Genomic DNA, 22557 nt, shown 5'->3' with positions numbered 1-22557 from the left:
CAAAAAAAACCGCATGGCAGGCGCCATGCGGTAGCGTGGGGCGACGTGTTTAGCGCGAGCCGATGTTGCGCAGCGATTTGCCGGCCATCAGATTACGCTCGATGTGCTCCAGGGAGATATTCTTGGTCTCCGGGATCAGCGCCAGGGTAATGAAGATGAAGATCAGGTTCAGGGCGGCGTAGACCCAGAAGGTGTGGGCGCTGCCCAGATTGTTCAGCATGGTCAGGAAGGTTGCCCCGACGATCATGTTGGCGATCCAGTTGGTGGCGGTGGAGCAGGTGATGCCGAAGTCACGCCCTTTCAGCGGCTGGATTTCGGAGCACAGTACCCAGATCAGCGGGCCGGCGCTCATGGCGAAGCCGACGATAAACAGCAGCAGCATAAAGATGGCGAAGTACTGCACCACGCTAGAGGTAATGCCGATGTGCATCATGGTGCCCAGGGTGCCCATCCCGATGGCCATGACGATAAAGCCCAGGATCAGCGTCGGCTTACGGCCCCAGCGGTCCACCAGGCCGATGGCGATGAAGGTGGCCAATACGTTGACCAGGCCGACGATCACCGTTCCCCACATCTGCTGTTCGGTGCTGGCAAAGCCGGCCAGATCGAAGATTTTCGGTGCGTAGTACATGATGACGTTCATCCCGGTAAACTGCTGCATTACCTGCAGCAGAATCCCCAGATAGACCGCCCGGCGAAAGTTGCTGTTCTGCAGGAACAGCGCCCAGCCGCTCTGCTTTAACTTCAGACTGTCACGAATATCGTTCAGCTCATCCTGGGCCTGCTGGCTGCTGTCGCGCAGCTTTTCCAGCACCTGACGCGCCTGCTCGTGGCGGTTACGGGAGGCCAGCCAGCGCGGGCTATCCGGCAGGAAGAAGACCCCCAGTAGCAGCACGATGGCCGGGATGGTGATCACCCCCAGCATCCAGCGCCAGGAGCCGGTATAGCTAAAGGCGGTGTCGGACAGATAGGCACCGAGGATCCCGATGGTGATCATCAGCTGGTACATCGAGATCATGCTGCCGCGGATGCGCTCCGGGGCGATCTCGGACAGGTAGATCGGCGCGGTGTAGGAGGCGATGCCGACGGCCAGCCCCAGCAGGATACGCGACAGGATCAGAATATCGACGTTAGGGGCGAAGGCGGAGCACAGGGAGCCGACGACGAACAGAATCGCCCCGATCATCAGGCTGTATTTACGCCCCATACGGTGGTTCATCCAGCCGCTGCCGACGGCGCCGACGGCGGCCCCGAACATCATCGAGCTGACGACCCACTCCTGCTGCGAGCTGGTGATGTTAAAGGTATCGGTAATAAACGGCAGTGCGCCGGCGATCACCCCGATATCCAGACCAAACAGCAGGCCCGCTAGCGCGGCCAGAAAGCAGACAAAGAACGTCATGCCGGCGTTGGAACGGGCATGGGGTACGGCGGATGTATTGACGGTAGTACTCATACTGCCTCCAAACAGGATCATTTCTCTGATGTCGCCATGGTAAGAATTGCCCGCTGACTATAAAGTGCGCATGATCACATAAATGTAATCGTTTACATACGCCACGATAAATAATCATCATCAATGCACGTAGCCAGGCTGTTAATGACTCGCTTTGTTTGTGTTGTGACATGACGTTATTTCGCGGTTTTATCCCTATTTTGGCCAATGAAAAGCCGGCGTAAGCCTACGAATAGGCGGCGTGGCGCCGACGGGTGACGGTGCCGTATCGACGAAATGTAATCGTTTTCACTTTGGCTTGGCTTGGATTGGCGTCAGCGGCAGGGGGGCGGCGGGGGATAAAAAAAGACAGGCCGTAAGGCCTGCCTTATGCAAGGGAGTTCGCGATTACTTCAGACCGGCGGCCTCGCGCAGCAGCGCGGCTTTGTCGGTTTTTTCCCACGGGAACTGCTCGCGGCCAAAGTGGCCGTAGGCTGCCGTCTGGCGATAGATCGGCTGGATCAGATCCAGCATCTGGATCAGGCCATACGGACGCAGATCGAAGAACTCACGAACCAGCTGGGTCAGCTGCTCCTGATCGACCTTCTCCGTGCCGAAGGTTTCTATCATGATAGAGGTCGGCTCGGCCACGCCGATGGCGTAGGAGACCTGGATCTCGCAGCGGTCGGCCAGGCCGGCGGCGACGATGTTCTTGGCCACATAGCGCGCGGCGTAGGCGGCAGAGCGGTCCACCTTGGACGGATCTTTACCGGAAAACGCACCGCCGCCGTGACGGGCAGCGCCGCCGTAGGTGTCGACGATGATCTTACGACCGGTCAGGCCGCAGTCGCCCATCGGGCCGCCGATAACGAAGCGGCCGGTCGGGTTGATGAAGTATTTGGTGCTGGCAGACAGCCACTCGGCAGGCAGAACCGGCTTGATGATCTCTTCCATCACCGCTTCCTGCAGATCTTTCTGGCTGATGGTGTCGGCGTGCTGGGTAGAGAGCACCACGGCATCGATACCGGCGATCTTGCCGTCGTCATACTGGAAGGTCACCTGGCTCTTGGCGTCCGGACGCAGCCACGGCAGGGTGCCGTTTTTGCGCACCTGGGCCTGACGCTCCATCAGACGATGGGCGTAGGTGATCGGCGCCGGCATCAGTACGTCGGTTTCGTTGGTGGCATAGCCGAACATGATGCCCTGGTCGCCGGCGCCCTGCTCCAGCGGATCGCAGCGGTCGACGCCCTGGTTGATATCCGGGGACTGCTTGCCGATGGCGCTCAGTACGGCGCAAGAGTTGGCGTCAAAGCCCATGTCAGAGCTGACGTAGCCGATGTCGGCCACGGTTTTACGGGTCAGTTCTTCGATATCGACCCAGGCGTTGGTGGTGATTTCGCCGCCGACCAGCACCATGCCGGTTTTGACGTAGGTTTCACAGGCTACGCGCGCCTTCGGATCCTGCTCGAGGATGGCATCCAGTACGGCGTCGGAGATTTGGTCGGCGATTTTATCCGGATGTCCTTCAGACACGGACTCGGAAGTGAAAAGGTGTTTAGCCATATGTGTTCTTTACCTTCAAAAGACGGGTTGATTCTACTGCGCTGCACAGCGCTGACGCTGCGTGCTGTTTGGGGGTAGCCATCAGGGGCACCCTCATCGTTATCCGCTGAGGACCTCTGGTGCCTGATGCTTCCTGCAACGCCCCTCAGGCAAAGCCGTTAAGCAGTTTATCGGTTAAAAAGTATAGATGGATTAACATCTGGACGGCTATTCTAGGCCAAGGCGGTGGGATTTTTCCACTCCTTTTTTGTCGGAAACGCACTCTGGGGGATCCCGCTGCGCACCCGGTGATCCGATTGCAGCCGGTGGATACAATTTCATTTTGCTTTTTTAGCCCGTTGTCGGTATAAACGGCGCGCAGCTTACCGGTGCATAACGCTTCAACCGGAGTGCTGCCGTTTTCCCCCTTCGCGGGTGGCGTAAAACGGGGCGTTTCGGGGCGGCTATGTGTCCCACTTCCGGCCGAGGAGGGTATGGCAGCGCCATACTGTCAGTTTTATCATGCTGTTAACTTTGAAGATCTGCCGTGTGATATGGCAGCGATGGAGGTGGTTCAGGTAATGATCCGTGCTAAGGCTGTGGTAAAACGTGCCGCTCCCTGCGGCGTACTGCGTCATCGCGACGCGTTTTGCGCAACGCGCCTTCCCTCCTTTTTATCCTCTTTTCTCGCATTTGCCCGATGTTACCCACTCTTGGGATGACGGCTTGGGTGTACCTCAGGATTCTTGCGCCGTTTACGGCATCTGATGACTGAACAAGGGTAGCCTGTGGCGTCCGGCCGCAGGGGTTTATTCATAGGGGATCGGCGATTCCAATGCGCTCCCCGACCCACGGAGTTAACGACGTGTTTTGTTCTTATACTGATATCGGCCCGGCATTATGTCCGGCGCTGAGCTTTGTGGTCACGCCAAAAATCCCGGCGTGTGGGTTGTTCTATGCAGATGATGCTGCAATAGTGGCTGGCGCAACGGTTGGCCACGCCGGAAAAGGAGCTGCCCGTGTCTGATCTGATTGCACAGTATCCGCAGGATTCGGCAGACAGCTCCCCTTTGCGTTCCATGCAGGAGGTCGCGATGAGCGATAGTAATGCCAGCAAGATGCTGAGCACCTACAACGTCGCCTACTGGGGTGGCAACTATTACGATGTGAATGAGCTGGGCCACATCTCCGTGTGCCCGGATCCCGACGTGCCGCAGGCGCGGGTCGATCTGACGGCGCTGGCGCTGCAGATCCAGGCCGATCGCCAGCAGCGCCTGCCGGCGCTGTTCTGCTTTCCGCAGATCCTGCAGCACCGTTTGCGCTCGATCAACGCCGCCTTCCGCCGTGCGCGCGCGTCGTTCGGCTACCAGGGGGATTACTTCCTGGTGTATCCGATCAAGGTCAATCAGCAGCGGCGGGTGATCGAGTCGCTGGTCAACTCCGGCGAACCGCTGGGGCTGGAGGCCGGCTCTAAGGCTGAGCTGATGGCGGTGCTGGCGCACGCCGGCATGACGCGTAGCGTGATCGTATGCAACGGCTATAAGGATCGTGAATACATTCGACTGGCGCTGATCGGTGAAAAGCTGGGTCACAAGGTCTATCTGGTCATCGAGAAGCTGAGCGAGATAGACGTGGTGCTGGAAGAGGCCAAGCGCCTCGACGTGGTGCCGCGCCTGGGCGTGCGTGCGCGTCTGGCTTCCCAGGGCTCCGGTAAGTGGCAGTCCAGCGGCGGCGAAAAGTCCAAGTTCGGCCTGGCGGCGGTGCAGGTCCTGCAGCTGGTGGAAACCCTGCGTCAGGCCGGGCACCTTGAGAGCCTGCAGCTGCTGCACTTCCATCTGGGATCGCAGATGGCCAACATTCGCGATATCGCCACCGGGGTGCGCGAGTCGGCGCGTTTCTACGTCGAACTGCATAAGCTGGGGGTCAATATCCAGTGCTTCGACGTCGGCGGCGGCCTGGGGGTCGACTATGAGGGAACCCGTTCCCAGTCCGACTGCTCGGTTAACTACGGCCTAAACGAATACGCCAACAACGTGATCTGGGGGATAGGCGACGCCTGTAACGAGCACGGCCTGCCGCACCCGACGGTGATCACCGAGTCGGGCAGGGCGGTGACGGCGCACCATACGGTGCTGGTCTCCAATATCATCGGGGTGGAGCGCAACGAACTGCCGCCGCCGCAGCCGCCGGCCGCCGACGCGCCGCGTGCGCTGCAGAGCCTGTGGGCCACCTGGGAAGAGATGCAGGTGCCTAGCGGCCGTCGTTCGCTGCGCGAATGGCTGCACGATAGCCAGCTCGATCTGCACGACGTGCACAGCCAGTATGCCCACGGGATCCTCAGCCTGAGCCAGCGCGCCTGGGCCGAACAGCAGTATCTGGCCATCTGCAGCCAGCTGCAGACCCAGCTGGACCCCAGCAACCGCGCCCATCGTCCGATCATCGATGAGCTGCAGGAGCGAATGGCCGATAAGCTGTACGTTAACTTCTCCCTGTTCCAGTCGATGCCGGACGCCTGGGGGATCGATCAGCTGTTCCCGGTGCTGCCTCTCAGCGGACTGGATAAGGTACCGACGCGCCGCGCCGTGCTGCTGGATATCACCTGTGACTCGGACGGAACCATTGATCACTACATCGATGGCGACGGCGTGGCGACCACCATGCCGATGCCGGAGTACGATCCGCAGGATCCGCCGCTGGTGGGCTTCTTCATGATCGGCGCCTACCAGGAGATCCTGGGCAATATGCACAATCTGTTCGGCGACACCGCCACGATCGATGTGTATGTGTTCGAGGACGGCAGCGTCGAGGTGGACGAATCCTACGACGGCAACTCCGTGGCGGAGATGCTGGAGTATGTGCAGCTCGACCCGCAGGTGCTGCTGACCCACTTCCGCGATCAGGTGCGCGCGGCCCATCTGGACGAGGCGCTGCAGGCGCAGTTCCTGGAAGAGTTTGAGGCCGGTCTGTACGGCTACACCTACCTGGAAGACGAGTGATCGACGCTCGGCGGCGCGTCGTCGTCGGGGCGATCCACCGGGCTTGCAGTTGCGGTGGGTTGTCGCCATAATCGGCGAAATGCACGGCCAAACGAACTGATAATCCCTTCCTCGTCGGGTTAACGACGCGGGAGGGATTTTTTTTCATCGCGACTCCGTCAGCCTGGCCGACACGCGGCGCGGCGACGGGATTTATAGGAGGAGTGAGTATGTGTACTCTGGGGCATAAGCCTGATAACTCTCTGGTATCCAACGCCTTTGGCTTTCTGCGCCTGCCGTTGGACTTCATGCCGTATGACGGCGACGCCGACTGGGTGATTACCGGGGTGCCGTTCGATATGGCGACCTCCGGCCGCGCCGGTGGCCGACACGGGCCGGCGGCGATCCGTCAGGTTTCGACCAACCTGGCCTGGGAAGGCAAGCGCTGGCCGTGGAACTTCGACATGCGCGACCGCCTGAAGGTGGTGGACTGCGGCGACGTGGTCTTCAGCTTTGGCGACGCCCAGGAGATGAGCGATAACCTGCAGGCTCACGCCGAGCGTCTGCTGGCCAGCGGGAAACGCTGCCTGACCTTTGGCGGTGACCATTTCATCACCCTGCCGCTGCTGCGCGCTCACGCCAAGCACTTCGGTAAAATGGCGCTGGTGCACTTCGACGCCCATACCGACACCTATGCTCACGGCAGCAAGTTCGATCACGGCACCATGTTCTTCCATGCGCCGAACGAGGGGCTGATCGATCCGCACCATTCGGTGCAGATCGGTATTCGCACCGAGTACGATCATGACAACGGCTTTACCGTGCTGGACGCGGCGCAGGTGAACGATCGCAGCGTAGAGGATGTGCTGGCCGAGGTGAAGCGCATCGTCGGCGATATGCCGGTCTACCTGACCTTTGACATCGATTGCCTGGATCCGGCCCACGCGCCGGGCACCGGTACGCCGGTGATCGGCGGCCTGACCTCCGATCGCGCGCTGAAGCTGGTGCGTGGTCTGCAGGATCTGGACATCGTCGGGATGGACGTGGTGGAAGTCGCGCCGGCCTACGATCAGTCGGAGATCACCGCCCTGGCGGCGGCGACCCTGGCGCTGGAGATGCTGTATATCCAGGCTGCGAAGAAGTAATCTTCGCTGAGCGCACGAGGCCGGGCAGACGCCTGGCCTTTTTTGTGTCTTGAATCCCCCGGCTCGCCGGGGGACGGTTTATGCGCTGCGCTCACACCCCGCCGTTGTAGGAGGCGCGGGCCTGCCGGTAGAGCGCCAGACGCACTTCGCGCGCCTTCTCAAACTCCTTATTCATGATCAGCGGGCGGATCTCCTTCTGGTAGACCTGAATGCTGGTCTGCCCCTGGTGGTTATGGTAGCCGGGCAGGTGGCTGCGCCAGCGTCGGTCGATGATCGCCTCCTGGCTGTAGAAGGGATCGACCTGGTTGCGCACATATTCGTCGAAGCGGGCGCGCAGCGCCTGACGCTCGGCCTGGTGCGCCGGTGAGTGCGCCAGGTTACGCGTCTCTCCCGGATCCTGCTGCAGATCGTAGAGCTCCTCTTCCTCATTCTCTTTATACAGAATGTACTTGTAGCGCTCGGTGCGCAGCATGCGCGCCGGCTGTACGTCGACGTTGCGATCGGTATTCCACTGGGTAATGACCTCATCTCGCCACCCGTCGGGCTGCTCTCCGCGCAGAATAGGCATCAGGGAGCGGCCGTACAGGCCGGGCGGCGGCGTCAGACCCGCGTAGTCGCACAGGGTCGGCAGCAGATCGCACAGGGAGGTCAGGTGGCGGCTGCTGGCCTGGGGGCGGATGCCGGGGCCGGCGAAAACCAGCGGCACGTTGGTGGACTCCTCATAGAACCAGTTCATTTTGGCCACCAGGCGGTGGGCGCCCATGGCATCGCCGTGGTCGGCAAAGAAGACCACCAGGGTATCGTCCGCGTGGCCGCTGGCGCGCAGCGCGCTCAGCACCTGGCCGATGAAGCCATCGGCCAGTTCGGTGAAGTGATAGTAGGCCTTGAGATACTGGCGGAAGTTGAGCTCGTTCCAGTTGGCGGCCTGCATCACCCGGTTATGGGTGCAGCAGGCATATTGAATCGCCAGGGGTCGGTTGGGCAGATCGGCGGAGGTGTCAAAGTTATCCAGCAGCGGCGGCAGGGGGCCCAGACCGTCGATATCGCCGTGCGGGCCGGCAAAGGCCCCGGTCCAGCCATTGATGTTATGGGGATTATTGAACTCGATCGCCAGCATAAACGGCGCGTCGCTGTCTCGCCCCTTCAGGGTATCGATGTACTTCAGGCTCTCCTGCAGGCAGTAGACATCCTCACGGGTATCGTAATCGACCGGATAGGCGGCCGGGCTATCGTAGGGCAGCTCGACCTGGTCGGCGCAGGTGAACCCCTTGAGCGCGCCGTAGTCGTGGCGCTTGCCGAAGTGGCGGCATTCGTAGCCCGCCTGGCTGAACAGTTCGCCCAGCGTCACCATGTCCTGCGGGACGTTGGGGCTGTCGTTGGCGATCACCCCGGTCTGATGGGGCAGGCGGCCGGTCCAGTAGCAGGCGCGCGACGGGGCGCACAGCGGGTAGGGGCAGTAGGCCTGTTCAAAGCGGGTGCCGCGGGCGATCAGGCTGTCGATGGCCGGGGTGTTGACCTGGGGATTGCCATAGCCTCCCACGCCGCGCCGCGCCAGCTGATCGGCGGTGATGATGACGATATTGCGCGGGGGCATCTTGGCGCCGGTGTCCGTACCGGCGGGGGCATCGCCAGCGGCCAGCGCCGGCGCACCGAGGGCGACCCCGGCCATCCCGCCAGCGGTTCGCTGTAAAAATTCGCGTCGAGAAAGAGACATAGTCGGTTCCTTTTTATTGTTCGAAAGCAAAGATAACAATTCGAAACAATGTTTCACCGCGATATCGATCGCATAACGCACAATCAAAAGAAAAAGAAAGGTTTTGCGCGCTAAATGCGCGCGGCGGGGCGCGCGGTGAAAAATCAACCTTTGCGCAACGCAGGTCAAAAAAGGACGCTGATTGCGCAAACGCTGCGCGCCGCGGGGCGGGACGGCGTCGGTTTTGTGCTACCCTGCCCCGTCAGGTCATACTGTCCCGCGGCGCCGGGAGAACGGTGTGAGTGCATATCATCGCGGATTTTGCGGCGCGGCTCCGTGGCGGCGCCGCGATTAAGGATTGCCGTTTTCACTCCGAGTCTGAGACAATATGGCGAACCCTTGTTTTCATACAATCCGACTTGGAGTAGAACATGTCCTCTCGTAAAGAGCTTGCCAATGCTATCCGTGCCCTGAGCATGGATGCGGTGCAGAAGGCCAAATCCGGTCACCCGGGCGCCCCGATGGGGATGGCGGATATCGCCGAAGTCCTGTGGCGTGATTACATGAACCATAACCCGGTCAACCCGCACTGGGCCGATCGCGACCGTTTTGTGCTGTCCAACGGCCATGGTTCCATGCTGATTTATAGCCTGCTGCACCTTACCGGCTATGATCTTCCGATGTCTGAGCTGGAAAACTTCCGCCAGCTGCACTCCAAGACCCCGGGTCACCCGGAGTATGGCTATACCCCGGGCGTTGAGACCACCACCGGTCCGCTGGGTCAGGGCATTGCCAACGCCGTCGGCATGGCCATCGCCGAGCGCACGCTGGGCGCGCAGTTCAACCGCCCGGGCCACGAGATCGTCGACCACTACACCTACGCCTTTATGGGCGACGGCTGCATGATGGAAGGCATCTCTCACGAGGTCTGCTCCCTGGCCGGTACCCTGAAGCTGGGCAAACTGATCGCGTTTTACGATGACAACGGTATCTCCATCGACGGTCACGTTGACGGCTGGTTCACCGATGATACCGCCAAGCGTTTTGAAGCCTACGGCTGGCACGTGGTGCGCGGCGTAGACGGTCACGACAGCGCCGCCATCAAGGCCGCTATCGAAGAGGCGCGCAGCGTCAGCGACAAGCCGTCCCTGCTGATGTGCAAAACCGTCATCGGCTTCGGCTCGCCGAACAAGGCCGGTACCCATGACTCCCACGGCGCGCCGCTGGGCGATGCCGAGATCGCGGCAACCCGCGCTCAGCTGGGCTGGAACTACCCGCCGTTCGTCATCCCGCAGGAAATCTACGCCGAGTGGGATGCCAAAGAGGCCGGTAAGGCCAAAGAGCAGGCCTGGGATGCCCGTTTCGCCGCCTATCAGGCTGCGTTCCCGCAGCTGGCCGCCGAGTTCAAACGCCGTATCAACGGCGAACTGCCGGCCAGCTGGGACAGCGAATCTCGCCAGTTTATCGAACAGCTGCAGGCCAACCCGGCCAAGATCGCCAGCCGTAAGGCATCGCAGAATGCGCTGGAAGCTTTTGGCAAGCTGCTGCCGGAGTTCCTGGGCGGCTCCGCCGACCTGGCGCCGAGCAACCTGACCATGTGGTCCGGCTCCAAGGCGCTGAATGAAGACGCCGCGGGCAACTACATCCACTACGGCGTGCGCGAGTTCGGCATGACCGCCATCATCAACGGCATCGCGCTGCACGGTGGGTTTATCCCCTACGGTGCGACCTTCCTGATGTTCATGGAGTATGCCCGTAACGCCATGCGTATGGCTGCCCTGATGAAGATCCGTAACATTCAGGTCTACACCCATGACTCTATCGGTCTGGGCGAAGACGGCCCGACCCATCAGCCGGTCGAGCAGATGGCCAGCCTGCGCACCACGCCGAACATGAACACCTGGCGTCCGTGTGACCAGGTGGAGTCCGCCGTTGCCTGGAAGAAAGCCATCGAGCGTCTGGACGGCCCGTCAGCGCTGATCTTCTCCCGTCAGAACCTGACCCAGATGGATCGCAGCGCCGAGCAGCTGGCCAACGTTGAACGCGGCGCCTACGTTCTGCAGGACTGCGCCGGTCAGCCGGAGCTGATCTTCATTGCCACCGGTTCCGAAGTGGAGCTGGCGATGAACGCCGCGGCCAAGCTGAGCGCCGAAGGGCGTCAGGTGCGCGTCGTCTCCATGCCGTCGACCGAAGTGTTCGACAAGCAGGACGCCGCCTACCGTGAAGCCGTGCTGCCGTCTGCCGTCAGCGCCCGCGTGGCGGTGGAGGCCGGTATCGCCGACTTCTGGTTCAAGTACGTCGGCCTAAACGGCGCTGTCGTCGGCATGACCTCCTTCGGTGAGTCCGCGCCGGCCGAGCAGCTGTTCGTCGAGTTCGGCTTTACCGTCGACAACGTGCTGGCCAAGGCCCGCGCGCTGCTGAAGTAAACCTTCCGCGGTAGAAAATGATGAACGGGGCGCCTGCCCCGTTTTTTTCTGCCAACGCGTCGGGCGCGATCTATGCACCGATTTCGCATCAAATTGTGATGCAATGCACGTTTCCATTCAAATTCACCGCCGTGCTTCCCGCTTTTTCTCTCCCGTGTTTTCTTTGCGCTGCGTTTGGTTTATTCTTGGCTGAAGCGTTTCAGTTGATGGGGAAAGCGGCGACGAATTGATGGGGCCAGTGGCGTTTTTGCTGCCGGAATCCGCCCCGACGTCGCGGGCATGGATTACTCTGAACGTCTGTTTGCCGGACGAGGAAAGAGTAAGATGACCATTCGTATCGCCATTAACGGTTTTGGCCGCATCGGCCGCAACGTACTGCGGGCGCTGTATGAGTCGGGACGACAGACGCAGATGCGCGTCGTCGCGATCAATGAGCTGGCGGCCGCCGAGGGGATGGCGCACCTGCTGCAGTATGACACCTGCCACGGCCGATTTGCCTGGCCGGTGCGTCAGCAGGATGACTGGCTGTGGGTCGGCGACGATCGCATTCGTCTGCTGCACCGGCCGCAGATCGCCGATCTGCCCTGGGAGGCGCTGCAGGTTGATGTGGTGCTGGACTGTAGCGGTGTTTATGGTAGCCGGGCTGATGGCGAGGCTCATATTTTGGCGGGGGCCGGTAAAGTGCTGTTCTCCCACCCCGGCGGCCATGACCTTGATGCCACCGTGGTCTACGGGGTGAATCAGGAGTGTCTATTGGCGGAGCATCGCATCGTCTCCAACGCCTCCTGTACCACCAACTGTATCATCCCGGTGATTAAACTGCTGGACGATGCCTTTGGCATCGAGTCGGGTGCGGTGACCACCATTCACTCGTCGATGAACGACCAGCCGGTGATCGATGCCTACCATCCGGATCTGCGGCGGACCCGAGCGGCCAGCCACTCGATCATTCCGGTGGATACCAAGCTGGCGGCGGGTATTGCGCGCGTGCTTCCCCAGTTTCGCGATCGCTTTGAGGCGATCTCGGTACGGGTGCCGACGCTGAATGTGACCGCCATCGATCTCAGCGTCAGCGTGCGTACGCCGGTGCGGGTCGACGAGGTAAACGGCCTGCTGCAAAAGGCAGCATCGACGGCATTTCATGGTATAGTTGATTACACAGAATTACCGCTGGTCTCGACCGACTTTAATCACGACCCGCACAGCGCCATCGTGGACGGCACCCAGACGCGGGTCAGTGGTCGGCATTTGATTAAAACGTTGGTCTGGTGTGACAACGAATGGGGCTTCGCCAACCGGATGCTGGATACTACGCTGGCGATGACCCGGGCAGTTTCTAATGCGTCGTAGCCGCGTGCGGCGACACAGCTTAAAGCAACTTTTAGAGAATCAATGAGAGGATTCACCATGTCTGTAATTAAGATGACCGATTTGGATCTGGCGGGTAAACGCGTTCTGATCCGTGCGGACCTGAACGTTCCGGTTAAAGACGGTAAAGTGACTTCCGATGCGCGTATCCGCGCGTCGCTGCCGACCATTGAGCTGGCGCTGAAGCAGGGTGCGCGCGTGATGGTAACCTCCCATCTGGGTCGTCCGACCGAAGGCGAGTACAACGATGCGTTCTCTCTGCTGCCGGTGGTGAATTACCTCAAAGATCATCTGAAGTCGCCGGTGCGTCTGGCCAAAGATTACCTGGACGGCGTTGACGTTGCCCAGGGCGAGCTGGTGGTGCTGGAAAACGTCCGCTTCAACAAGGGCGAGAAGAAAGACGACGAAACCCTGTCTAAGAAATACGCTGCCCTGTGCGACGTGTTCGTTATGGATGCGTTCGGCACCGCGCACCGCGCCCAGGCCTCTACCCACGGCGTGGGCAAGTTTGCGCCGATCGCCTGTGCCGGTCCGCTGCTGTCCGGCGAGCTGGAAGCCCTGGGCAAAGCCCTGAGCAACCCGGCGCGTCCGATGGTCGCCATCGTCGGCGGCTCCAAAGTCTCCACCAAGCTGACCGTTCTGGACTCCCTGTCCAAGATCGCTGACCAGCTGATCGTGGGCGGCGGTATCGCGAATACCTTCATCGCGGCGGAAGGCCACAACGTGGGTAAATCCCTGTATGAAGCCGACCTGATCCCGGAAGCCAAGAAGCTGCTGGGCACCTGCGATATCCCGGTACCGACCGACGTGCGCGTAGCCACCGAGTTCTCTGAGACGGCGCCGGCGACCATGAAGTCCGTCAGCGACATCAAAGACGACGAGCAGGTTCTGGATCTGGGCGATGCCTCTGCCGAGCAGCTGGCCGCTATCCTGAAAAACGCCAAGACCATCCTGTGGAACGGTCCGGTCGGCGTCTTCGAGTTCCCGAACTTCTGTAAAGGGACCGAGATCGTGGCCAATGCCATCGCCAACAGCGACGCCTTCTCCATCGCCGGCGGCGGCGATACGCTGGCGGCCATCGATCTGTTCGGCATCGCCGACAAGATCTCCTACATCTCCACCGGCGGCGGCGCCTTCCTGGAGTTTGTAGAAGGCAAGAAACTGCCGGCTGTGGTGATGCTCGAAGAGCGCGCCAAGCAGTAATGCCCGACACGGGAGGCCATCATGCCTCCCGTTGTTTTATCGCGCCCTGGCGCGGTAATGTTGATCCGATTGGAAAACACTCACGCCCACGAAACAGGACGATTAGACATGTCTAAAATCTTTGACTTTGTTAAACCGGGTGTCATCTTTGGCGATGACGTTCAGAAAGTATTCCAGGTAGCGAAAGAGAACAAATTCGCTCTGCCGGCCGTTAACTGCGTCGGTACGGACTCCGTCAACGCTGTGATGGAGGCTGCCGCCAAGGTACGCGCTCCGATCATCGTTCAGTTCTCCAACGGCGGCGCTGCCTTCATCGCCGGCAAAGGGCTGAAGCTGGAGGGCCAGCAGGCGGCTATCCTCGGCGCGATCTCCGGTGCGCACCACGTGCATCAGATGGCCGAATACTACGGTGTTCCGGTGATCCTGCACACCGACCACTGCGCCAAGAAGCTGCTGCCGTGGCTGGACGGGCTGCTGGACGCCGGTGAGAAGCACTTCGCCGCGACCGGCAAGCCGCTGTTCTCCTCCCACATGATCGACCTCTCCGAGGAGTCTCTGGAAGAGAACATCGAAATCTGCTCTCAGTACCTGGCCCGCATGTCCAAGATCGGCATGACCCTGGAGCTGGAGCTGGGCTGCACCGGCGGTGAAGAAGACGGCGTGGACAACAGCCATCTGGACAACTCCGCGCTGTACACCCAGCCGGAAGACGTGGATTACGCGTTCACCAAGCTGAGCGCCATCAGCCCGCGTTTCACCATCGCCGCCTCCTTCGGCAACGTGCACGGCGTGTACAAGCCGGGTAACGTGCAGCTGACGCCGGTGATCCTGAAAAACTCTCAGGAATACGTTTCTAAGAAACACAACCTGCCGCACAACAGTCTGAACTTTGTCTTCCACGGCGGCTCCGGCTCTACCGCGGCAGAGATCAAAGAAGCGGTCAGCTACGGCGTGGTGAAGATGAACATCGACACCGATACCCAATGGGCAACCTGGGAAGGCGTGCTGAAGTACTACAAGAAGAACGAAGGCTATCTGCAGGGCCAACTGGGTAACCCGGAAGGCGACGACAAGCCGAACAAGAAATACTACGATCCGCGCGTATGGCTGCGCGCCGGTCAGACCGGGATGATCGAGCGCCTGGAGCTGGCATTCAAAGAGCTGAACTGCATCGACGTGCTGTAATCGTCGTCAATCAGCAGGATAAACCCCGCATTGCGGGGTTTTTTTATGTCGGCGGCTCGCCGGGAAACACCGCCGCGATCGGTCATATGAATACGTGGTGTTAATTGGATTTAATTTTCAGATTTTTGGCGTTAATGAAATGTGGAGTCCAGCGCCGTAGTTGGGTTACCCTTACGGCGTTTTGGCCGCGATCTGCGGCCTGTTTTGCCTGTGTCACCGGAGGCTCCGGTGAGAGAGTCAGGTAATAAAATAAGAGGGTAAACAATAAGATGAAAGACTTGGATGTAGTTGACGGCATTCAGAGCGCCGGCGGTTGGATCGTCCGTAACCAGGATTTGCTGCTGGGCTATGCCGTCAATCTGGTGGCGGCGGTGGTGATCCTGATCGTCGGTTCCCTGATCGCCCGCGGCATTTCGGCGACGCTGATTCGCCTGCTGAAGGCGCGCGGTCTGGACGTGACGGTAGTACATTTCCTGGCGGCGATGGTACGTTACGGCATTCTGGCCTTTACCATTATCGCCGCGCTGGGGCGACTCGGGGTGCAGACCACCTCGGTGATCGCCGTGTTGGGTGCCGCCGGTTTGGCCGTCGGTCTGGCGCTGCAGGGCTCCCTGTCTAACTTTGCCGCCGGCGTTCTGCTGGTGCTGTTCCGCCCGTTCCGCGCGGGTGAGGTGGTGGATCTGGGCGGCGTAACCGGCACGGTACGCGAGGTGCAGATTTTCTCTACCACGCTGGCCACGGCCGACAATAAAGTGATCGTGGTGCCCAACGGCAAGATCATTGCTGGCAATATCATCAACTTCTCTCGCGAGCCGAAGCGCCGTATCGATATTGTCGTGGGCGTGGCCTACGACGCCGATATCGACGTGGTCAAGCGGGTGCTGGGCGATGTGGTGGCGGCCGATACGCGCATTCTGCACGATGACGGCGTTACTATCCGCCTGAACGAAATGGCGGCCTCGTCGCTCAATTTCGTGGTGCGAGTCTGGGGCAACAACGCCGACTACTGGGCCATCTATTTTGATCTGATGGAGAACTTCAAACGCGCGCTGGATGCCAATAACATCGGTATTCCGTTCCCGCAGATGGATGTGCATCTGTATCAGGCTGCCAAAGCCCGCGTCGAGTGATCTCTCCCCGTCTGGCCGGCGCGCCGGCCAGACGTCATAAGCCCGTCTTATCGGCGATAAGAAATCGCCATTTCCCCGCCGCCGCCCGGCTGTTTATGATGCTCTCCATCCGGCCACATGGCCGCCGTCCGCACCTCCTCTTCTGAAGGATCATCGTTATGTTTTCTGTTTTTGCACAGGGATTTGCCCTGGGCGCGGCGCTGATTTTGCCGCTGGGGCCACAAAATATGTTCGTGCTTAGCCACGGTATCCAGCGTCGCTATCACCTGACCATCGCCGCGCTGTGCGCCCTGAGCGATCTGGCGCTGATCTGCGCCGGGGTCTTCGGCGGCAGCGCGCTGCTGCTGCGTTCGCCGCTGCTGCTGCAGCTGGTGACCTGGGGCGGCGTGGTGTTTTTGCTGTGGTATGGCTGGGGCGCGTGGCGAACGGCGCTCCGCCCTGTGCAGGCGCAGCTGGACGACAGCCTGATGCAGCAGGGGCGCTGGCGGATCATCGTCACGCTGCTGGCGGTGACCTGGCTTAATCCGCACGTCTATCTGGATACCTTTGTGGTGCTCGGTAGCCTGGGGGGACAGCTGGTGGCCGACGCCCGACGCTGGTTTGCCTTTGGGGCGGTCAGCGCCTCGGTGGTGTGGTTCTTCAGCCTGGCGCTGCTGGCTGCCTGGCTGGCCCCCTGGCTGAGCCGGCCGCGCGCCCAGCGGGCGATCAACCTGGCCGTCGGCGGGGTGATGTGGTTTATTGCGATCGCGCTGGCGCGTCAGGGGCTGGTCATGTAGGGAATATCCGATTCACGTCGCGCCATCGGCGCGCTATGCTAACAATACATTCGTCGGCGATCGGTCGGCGGGAGAGGGCCGGACCACAGGGTCCGGCGCGTGGCAGAGGGGAAGCCCCTGGCAACGTGGTAGTGAACCGGAGGATAACCGTGAAATTAACAGTATTGGCCTTGGCTGCAATGATGGGAGTCGGTGGCATGGCCGCCAGTGTTCAGGCGGCGGAAGTCCCGGAGGGGCCGCACGTCGTGACGTCGGGTACCGCCAGCGTGGACGCCGTTCCCGATATGGCTACCCTGACCTTTCAGGTTAACGCCAGCGCTAAAGATGCCGCCGGTGCCAAGTCGCAGGTCGATCAGCGGGTGGCCAAATATTTTGATTTTCTCAAGCGTAACGGCATCGACGCGCAGGATATCAGCGCCGCCAATCTGTATACCATGCCGGAGTATGAGTATCAGAAAGACGGGAAAAGCCAGCTGAAGGGGTACCGCGCCGTGCGTACCGTACAGGTGACGCTGCGCCAGCTGGATAAGCTGAACAGCCTGCTGGACGGGGCGCTGAAGGCCAACCTCAATGAGATCCGCTCCGTCGAGCTGGGCGTTGCCAAGCCTGAGGTGTACCGTGACAAGGCGCGTCAGATGGCGATCAAGAACGCCATCTCCCAGGCGGAGTCTCTGGCGCAGGGGTTTGGGGTGACGCTGGGGCCGGTCTACAGCGTCCGTTACCATGTCTCCAACTTCCAGCCGGAGCCGGTGACGCGCATGTACGCGGCGGCGCCGTCCGCCAATCAAACCTCGGCGGCGCAGACCTATGAGCAGCAGACGATTCACTTCGACGATCGGGTTGAGGTGGTATTTAACCTGAGTAAATAACGGCTCGATGGCGGGCGGGATCGATCGCCGATCCCGCTCTGCCGGGGCGCGCGCTCCGCGCGTAGGGGGCGCCTAGTCCTGACGCAGTACGTCGTGGCCGTGGCTTATCAGCGCATCGGTGACCCGACGCATCAGGCGGCTCTCCGGGGCAAAACGGTGCCAGTACAGCATGCGGCGCTGCACCATACCCGGCGTCAGATCGATCAGCACCCCTTCACGCAGCTCGCGCTCAACCTGCAGGTGCGGCAGCATACAGCAGGTGGTGCCCTGCAGCGCCAGCTGCACAAACGCTTCCGATGAGTTAACGATATGGCAGGGCACACTGCCCGGCGGCAGTTCGAAGTTTTGCTGCAGGAATGCCTGATGCATGTCGTCCAGGTGGTCGAAGGCGACCGCCGGCGCTTTCAGCAGCGATGAGCGGGTGACTCCGTTGGGGAAGTAGCGAGCGGCAAAGGCGGGAGAGGCGCAAAACAGGTAGTCCAGCGCGCCCAGACGATCCACCAGGCAGCTCGGCAGCGGCTGGGGCTGCAAACTCACCGCGCCGACCACTTCACCGCGGCGCAGCCGCTCCTGGGTGCGGCTTTCGTCCTCGACCTGCAGATTCAGGCGCAGCGGCGAGTCGGCCAGCACCGGCTTCAAGGCCGGCAGCAGCCAGGTTGCCAGGCTGTCGGCGTTGACCGCCAGCGACAGTAGCAGGGGGCCATCGCTGCTGCTGTCATTGCCCAGCCACTCCTCCTCCAGCAGTTCGACCTGGTGCAGCAGCGCCAGCAGACGCTGTCCCTGCTCGGTCGGGCGCGGTGGCACGGTGCGCACCAGCAGCGGCTGACCAAACAGGTTTTCCAGCTGCTTGATGCGTTGGGAAACCGCCGACTGCGTGATGCAAAGTTTTTGTGCGGCGCGCTCAAAACCACGTTCGCGGATGACGGCGTCCAGTGCCTGCAAGGTCCGGTAGTCCGGGCGTTTCATTATGGTATTTGTCCCCTTGGTTCCATTTTTGTTATGTATAAAACGTTATTGCTCACGTCGGGAAAACGGCGCGAACGGCCCGCCCCCGGCGGGGGAGCCCTGTTCAGGCGCCGCGTGGCGGCTGGAGGCGCTACCGTTATCGCAATATGCCACATTTTGGCGGACGTCGCGGAGAAAATACGCGGGTGCAACGGGAAAAAAACGGAGAGTAGGCGTAAATTTACGCCGCTGCTGTGGGGTATTTACGCGGGCTGCTCTATAATAACGCACACGTTTTCGTAGCAAAGTCCATAGGATACGATATGACGCAGGATGAATTGAAAAAAGCAGTGGGTTGGGCAGCGCTGAAGTATGTGCAGCCTGGGACCATTGTCGGGGTAGGCACCGGCTCCACCGCCTCTCACTTTATTGATGCGCTGGCGACCATGAAGGGCCAGATCGAGGGCGCGGTCTCCAGCTCTGATGCCTCCACCGCCAAGCTGAAAAGTCTGGGGATCCCGGTCTTTGACCTCAACGAGGTGGATGCGCTGGATATCTACGTGGATGGGGCCGATGAGATCAACGGCGCCATGCAGATGATCAAGGGCGGCGGCGCCGCGCTGACGCGTGAGAAGATCGTGGCGGCGGTGGCCAAGAAGTTCGTCTGCATCGTCGATGCCTCTAAGCAGGTCGATATTCTGGGTAACTTCCCGCTGCCGGTCGAGGTGATCCCGATGGCGCGCGCCTACGTCGCCCGTGAGTTGGTGAAGCTGGGCGGACAGCCGGTGTATCGCCAGGGCGTGCTGACCGATAACGGCAACGTGATCTTGGATGTACACAACCTGCAGATCATGGAGCCGTGCAAGCTGGAGAACGCCATTAACGCTATCGCCGGCGTCGTGACGGTGGGGCTGTTTGCCAACCGTGGCGCCGACGTTGCGCTGGTCGGCTGCGCCGATGGGGTCAAAACGCTGACCCTGTAATCGTCGCTGGGCGCCTCGCCGATGCGGGGCGCCGTGCCCGCGGCGGACACTTTTTTCCGCAGTGGTGAAATTCGGTGACATCTATCACGGAGTTTCGCTGATTCAATTTTTCCCGCTGATACATCCCATCTTATTAATATTTTTTGCCAGTTTATGCCCATCGCGCTATCGCCCTGACGATGCCCGTCGCCCGCCCGTCGCTTGTCGCGAGTGTAATTTTTGTTATGTTGATAAGGTGGCATCGCGCTGCCGTGGGCGCGCGATGCCGCCGCAGACGCGCCGGAACAGCGCACTTGCACACCATTTCCTTTCGGACAGTAGGGCAGATCATGGCAAAAGTTTCTTTGGACAAGGATAGAATCAAGTTTTTGCTGGTGGAGGGGGTGCATCAAAGCGCCGTCGATACGTTGCGCGCCGCCGGTTATAACAACATTGAATACCATAAGGGGGCGCTGGATGACGATGCGCTGCGCGAGGCGATCCGCGACGCCCACTTTATCGGCCTGCGCTCGCGCACGCAGCTGAGCGAGGCGATGTTTGCCGCGGCGGAAAAGCTGGTGGCGGTGGGCTGCTTTTGTATCGGCACCAATCAGGTCGATCTGGCTGCGGCGCAGCGCCGCGGCGTTCCGGTGTTCAATGCGCCGTTCTCCAACACCCGTTCGGTGGCGGAGATGGTGCTGGGGGAGACCCTGCTGCTGCTGCGCAATATCCCGCAGGCTAACGCGTGCGCTCACCGCGGTGAGTGGAGCAAGCAGGCGGTGGGCTGCTATGAGGCGCGCGGCAAGAAGCTGGGGATCATCGGCTATGGCCACATCGGCACGCAGCTGGGGATCCTGGCGGAAGGGATCGGGATGGACGTCTATTTTTATGACATCGAGGGCAAGCTGCCGCTGGGCAACGCGACTCAGGTGCGCCATCTCTCCGAGCTGCTGAACATGAGCGACGTGGTCTCGCTGCATGTGCCGGAGACGCCCTCCACCCGTAATATGATTGGCGCGGCGGAGCTGGCGCGAATGAAGCCCGGCGCGATTTTGATCAACGCCGCGCGCGGTACGGTGGTGGATATCGATGCCCTGTGTCAGTCTCTGGAGAGCCGTCACCTGAGCGGTGCGGCGATCGATGTCTTTCCGACGGAGCCGGCGACCAACAGCGACCCCTTCACCTCGCCGCTGTGCCGCTTTGACAACGTCCTGCTGACGCCGCACATCGGTGGTTCGACCCAGGAGGCCCAGCAGAATATCGGCATTGAGGTGGCAGGCAAGCTGGCGAAGTACTCCGACAACGGCTCGACCCTGTCGGCGGTGAACTTTCCGCAGGTCTCCCTGCCGATGCATGAGGATCACGTTAGCCGTCTGCTACATACCCATGAAAATCGCCCGGGGATGCTGAATGCTATCAACCAGATTTTTGCCGAAGAGGGGGTGAATATCGCCGCTCAGTACCTGCAGACCACCCCGACCATCGGCTATGTGGTGATCGACGTGGAGACGGAGACCGAGCGGGCGGAGGCGGCGCTGCAGCGCATGCGCGAGATCCCCGGCACCGTGCGTGCTCGCCTGCTGTACTAAGCGGCGCCGGCGTCGGGCCAGCGGTAGTGGGCCTGCGGGGTGATGATCTCCGGCAGCGGCACGTCCCAGGCGGCAACGGGCAGGGCCGCGACGCGTTGGCAGTCGTGGGCCAGACCGATGGGGTAGGGGCCGGCGCCGAGGCAGTGGCGCTGCTGCCACCCCTGCAGAGTGCGATCGTAAAAGCCGCCGCCCATGCCGAGCCGGTGTCCCCGTCGGTCGAAGGCCACCAGCGGGGTCAGGATCAGATCCAGCCGGGCCAGGGGAATAATCCGAGTGACGTCCAGGCGCGGCTCGGCGATGCCAAAGCGGTTGTGGCACATCGGGGTATCCGGGGTATATTCCAGAAACAGCAGGTGCCCGGGGCTGAACGGATGTAAACGCGGCAGGGCGATCCGGTGGCCGCGCTGCCACAGGGCGTGGATCAGCGGCTGGGTATCCGGCTCGCCGTCAAAGGGTAAATAGAGCGCGATGTGTCGCGGCTGGCTCAGTCGCGGCAGCATTAGCAGGCGATCTTTGAGCGCAAGGGCGGCCTGATTCTGCTGATCGTGGGAAAGCGAACGGCGCAGCGTGCGCAGACGATGGCGAAACTGATGACGGGAAGAGAGCGCAGATTCCTGGAACATGGAGCTGACTCCGCGGCAGGACTGGCGTTTTAGGGAATCTCCGAGGTGCCGTAGCAGGCTGTAACCCTTGAACCCGGGGTTCAAGGTGAACATAACGTCACAACTTTAAGGCTTCTCGGAGACCGAGCCTGCTCACCGGTTGTGGAGCGCCACATTCTTAAGGTTTGAAATATCGGCTCAGGGGACTGGCCCGCGCACGAACACCTCAGAGAAATTTGAAATCTTGCTGCTTTGTTACTGTTTATACTAACACAACTTTCGCTTTATGGAACGGCTTTCTTTGTAAATATTGTTGTATAATCAGTAAGTTAATTTTTACTCAAAAGAGGTTCCGGGACGCTCGGTAATGCGTCCTTGCTCCAGCAACGCCTGCTCTATCGTCTGCTGCAGCATGCGGATCCGTTGCTCCATATTGGCGGCATAATCGCGGGTTTTCAATCGCTCTTGCGCCAGTTCGTGACATACGTTCAATGCCGCGATAAAGACCAACTGCTCCGTATTGGTGACTCTAGTGCGAACTTTCAGATCTTGCAACCGCTGATTCAGATCCTCTGCGGCCTGGTTTAAGGCATCCAGTTGTTCTGGCGGACAATTAACACGCAGTGCGCGGCCAAAAATTTGAATATCTACCGGTTGTGCAGACATACTATCTTCCTGCTAGGTTTTGCGCCGCGTTCCACTGTAGAACGCT

17 protein-coding genes and 1 other RNA gene are annotated in these 22557 nt (G+C 60.7%); 11 read left to right on the top strand and 7 right to left on the bottom strand.

Annotation, left to right across the window (positions count from 1 at the left end; translation table 11 throughout):
• Positions 1-49: 49 nt before the first annotated feature.
• Together L1P05_RS14240 and metK are read right to left on the bottom strand one after the other, a co-directional pair.
• Positions 50-1456: a sugar porter family MFS transporter gene (locus tag L1P05_RS14240; RefSeq protein WP_015462294.1), complete on the bottom strand. Its 1407-nt coding sequence runs from the start codon at positions 1454-1456 to the stop codon at positions 50-52.
• A 387-nt stretch (positions 1457-1843) separates the two neighbouring features.
• Complete coding sequence (gene metK / locus L1P05_RS14235; RefSeq protein WP_012849786.1) at positions 1844-2998, bottom strand: methionine adenosyltransferase; 1155 nt, start codon at positions 2996-2998, stop codon at positions 1844-1846.
• A 1058-nt stretch (positions 2999-4056) separates the two neighbouring features.
• Between metK and speA the strand changes: the two genes are divergently transcribed.
• Both speA and speB read left to right on the top strand, forming a co-directional pair.
• A complete protein-coding gene (gene speA, locus L1P05_RS14230) occupies positions 4057-5973 on the top strand; it encodes a biosynthetic arginine decarboxylase (RefSeq protein ID WP_226064258.1) in 1917 nt (638 codons plus the stop codon).
• A 209-nt stretch (positions 5974-6182) separates the two neighbouring features.
• On the top strand, positions 6183-7097 hold the full coding sequence (speB, locus tag L1P05_RS14225; RefSeq protein ID WP_012849784.1) for an agmatinase: 915 nt from the start codon (positions 6183-6185) through the stop codon (positions 7095-7097).
• A 91-nt stretch (positions 7098-7188) separates the two neighbouring features.
• Here the strand turns inward: speB and L1P05_RS14220 are convergent, their stop codons facing one another.
• Entirely contained in the window at positions 7189-8811 is a 1623-nt protein-coding gene (locus tag L1P05_RS14220) for a sulfatase family protein (protein WP_015683463.1), read from the bottom strand.
• Positions 8812-9221: 410 nt separating this feature from the next.
• On the opposite strand from L1P05_RS14220, the gene tkt reads away from it, so the two are divergent.
• From tkt to L1P05_RS14185, 7 genes are all read left to right on the top strand, one after another.
• A complete protein-coding gene (gene tkt / locus L1P05_RS14215; RefSeq protein ID WP_012849781.1) occupies positions 9222-11216 on the top strand; it encodes a transketolase in 1995 nt (664 codons plus the stop codon).
• Between the two features lie 324 nt (positions 11217-11540).
• Entirely contained in the window at positions 11541-12566 is a 1026-nt protein-coding gene (gene epd, locus L1P05_RS14210) for an erythrose-4-phosphate dehydrogenase (RefSeq protein ID WP_012849780.1), read from the top strand.
• 57 nt (positions 12567-12623) lie between these two features.
• Positions 12624-13787 carry a phosphoglycerate kinase gene (pgk, locus tag L1P05_RS14205; RefSeq protein ID WP_012849779.1) on the top strand — a complete coding sequence of 388 codons (1164 nt, stop codon included), beginning with the start codon at positions 12624-12626 and terminating at the stop codon, positions 13785-13787.
• Between the two features lie 108 nt (positions 13788-13895).
• The gene (fbaA, locus tag L1P05_RS14200; protein ID WP_012849778.1) at positions 13896-14972 is read left to right on the top strand and encodes a class II fructose-bisphosphate aldolase; all 1077 of its coding nucleotides are present in this window, start codon (positions 13896-13898) and stop codon (positions 14970-14972) included.
• A gap of 269 nt (positions 14973-15241) precedes the next feature.
• Entirely contained in the window at positions 15242-16102 is an 861-nt protein-coding gene (mscS, locus tag L1P05_RS14195) for a small-conductance mechanosensitive channel MscS (protein ID WP_012849776.1), read from the top strand.
• Between the two features lie 158 nt (positions 16103-16260).
• Positions 16261-16878, top strand: coding sequence for an arginine exporter ArgO (argO, locus tag L1P05_RS14190; protein WP_012849775.1), 618 nt, complete (start codon positions 16261-16263; stop codon positions 16876-16878).
• Positions 16879-17027: 149 nt separating this feature from the next.
• Entirely contained in the window at positions 17028-17747 is a 720-nt protein-coding gene (locus tag L1P05_RS14185; RefSeq protein ID WP_012849774.1) for an oxidative stress defense protein, read from the top strand.
• Positions 17748-17819: 72 nt separating this feature from the next.
• Here L1P05_RS14185 and L1P05_RS14180 read toward each other — a convergent pair whose 3' ends face one another.
• Positions 17820-18713 carry a LysR family transcriptional regulator ArgP gene (locus tag L1P05_RS14180; RefSeq protein WP_012849773.1) on the bottom strand — a complete coding sequence of 298 codons (894 nt, stop codon included), beginning with the start codon at positions 18711-18713 and terminating at the stop codon, positions 17820-17822.
• 302 nt (positions 18714-19015) lie between these two features.
• Between L1P05_RS14180 and rpiA the strand changes: the two genes are divergently transcribed.
• Positions 19016-19675, top strand: coding sequence for a ribose-5-phosphate isomerase RpiA (gene rpiA, locus L1P05_RS14175; RefSeq protein WP_012849772.1), 660 nt, complete (start codon positions 19016-19018; stop codon positions 19673-19675).
• Positions 19676-20004: 329 nt separating this feature from the next.
• Positions 20005-21243 carry a phosphoglycerate dehydrogenase gene (gene serA / locus L1P05_RS14170; RefSeq protein WP_012849771.1) on the top strand — a complete coding sequence of 413 codons (1239 nt, stop codon included), beginning with the start codon at positions 20005-20007 and terminating at the stop codon, positions 21241-21243.
• Here the strand turns inward: serA and L1P05_RS14165 are convergent.
• The 3 genes from L1P05_RS14165 to zapA form a co-directional block, all read right to left on the bottom strand.
• Positions 21240-21866, bottom strand: coding sequence for a 5-formyltetrahydrofolate cyclo-ligase (locus tag L1P05_RS14165; protein WP_012849770.1), 627 nt, complete (start codon positions 21864-21866; stop codon positions 21240-21242). The two genes, serA and L1P05_RS14165, sit on opposite strands and share 4 nt — an antisense overlap.
• 33 nt (positions 21867-21899) lie before the next feature.
• A non-coding RNA gene (gene ssrS, locus L1P05_RS14160) (6S RNA) lies at positions 21900-22081 on the bottom strand.
• Positions 22082-22181: 100 nt separating this feature from the next.
• On the bottom strand, positions 22182-22511 hold the full coding sequence (zapA, locus tag L1P05_RS14155; RefSeq protein ID WP_005282128.1) for a cell division protein ZapA: 330 nt from the start codon (positions 22509-22511) through the stop codon (positions 22182-22184).
• Positions 22512-22557 lie beyond the last annotated feature (46 nt).

The organism is Edwardsiella piscicida, assembly GCF_021733145.1.
GTDB classification, from domain to species: domain Bacteria; phylum Pseudomonadota; class Gammaproteobacteria; order Enterobacterales; family Enterobacteriaceae; genus Edwardsiella; species Edwardsiella piscicida.
The sequence above is the reverse complement of the archived record's forward strand: the minus strand, read 5'-3'. Positions and strand labels throughout refer to the sequence as shown.